The sequence below is a fragment of the Salipiger pallidus genome (genome assembly GCF_014643635.1).
Taxonomy (GTDB): domain Bacteria; phylum Pseudomonadota; class Alphaproteobacteria; order Rhodobacterales; family Rhodobacteraceae; genus Salipiger; species Salipiger pallidus.
This window is the reverse complement of the sequence record NZ_BMJV01000020.1, coordinates 1-1,043: the sequence shown is the minus strand read 5'-3', so window position 1 is coordinate 1,043 and position 1,043 is coordinate 1. Positions and strand designations below refer to the sequence as shown.

General features: G+C 63.5%; 1 protein-coding gene. It reads right to left on the bottom strand.

Features of this window, described 5'->3' with window-relative positions; genetic code table 11:
- Positions 1 to 26: 26 nt before the first annotated feature.
- On the bottom strand, positions 27 to 1,043 hold a 1,017-nt coding region (tuf, locus tag IEX41_RS21340; RefSeq protein WP_188792228.1), incomplete at its 5' end, for an elongation factor Tu.

Sequence of the window (1,043 nt, the reverse complement as noted above, 5' to 3'; positions counted from 1 at the left end):
CGTTTGGCGCGTCTCGGGATCCTCGATTACTCGATGATCTTCGACACGACACCCGAACCAACGGTCCGGCCACCTTCACGGATGGCGAAGCGCAGGCCGTCTTCCATCGCGATCGGGGCGATCAGCTCGACGGTGAACTTCAGGTTGTCGCCCGGCATGACCATCTCGGTGCCCTCGGGGAGGGTCACGGTGCCGGTCACGTCGGTGGTGCGGAAGTAGAACTGCGGACGGTAGTTCTTGAAGAACGGAGTGTGACGGCCGCCTTCTTCCTTGGTCAGGATGTAGACCTCGCACTCGAACTTGGTGTGCGGGTTCACCGACTTCGGCTTGCACAGAACCTGGCCACGCTCAACCGCTTCACGGTCGATGCCGCGCAGCAGGGCGCCGATGTTGTCGCCTGCCTCACCGCGGTCCAGCAGCTTGCGGAACATTTCCACACCGGTGCAGGTGGTCTTGGTGGTGTCCTTGATGCCGACGATTTCCAGTTCGTCGCCAACGTTGACCACACCACGCTCCACGCGGCCGGTGACCACGGTGCCGCGGCCCGAGATCGAGAACACGTCTTCGATCGGCATCAGGAACGGCTGGTCGGTGGCGCGCGGCGGCTGCGGGATGTACTCGTCGACAGCAGCCATCAGCTCCTTGATCTTGTTCTCGCCGATTTCCGGATCACGGCCTTCCATCGCCGCGAGCGCGGAGCCTGCGATGATCGGAATGTCGTCGCCCGGGAAGTCGTACTCGGAGAGCAGCTCGCGGACTTCCATTTCCACCAGCTCGAGCAGTTCCTCGTCGTCCACCTGGTCGACCTTGTTGAGGAACACGACCATGGCGGGGATGCCCACCTGACGGCCGAGCAGGATGTGCTCGCGGGTCTGCGGCATGGGGCCGTCAGCTGCGTTCACAACCAGGATCGCGCCGTCCATCTGCGCCGCGCCGGTGATCATGTTCTTCACATAGTCGGCGTGGCCGGGGCAGTCGACGTGTGCGTAGTGACGTGCTTCGGTCTCGTATTCCACGTGCGCGGTCGAGATCGTGATGCCGCG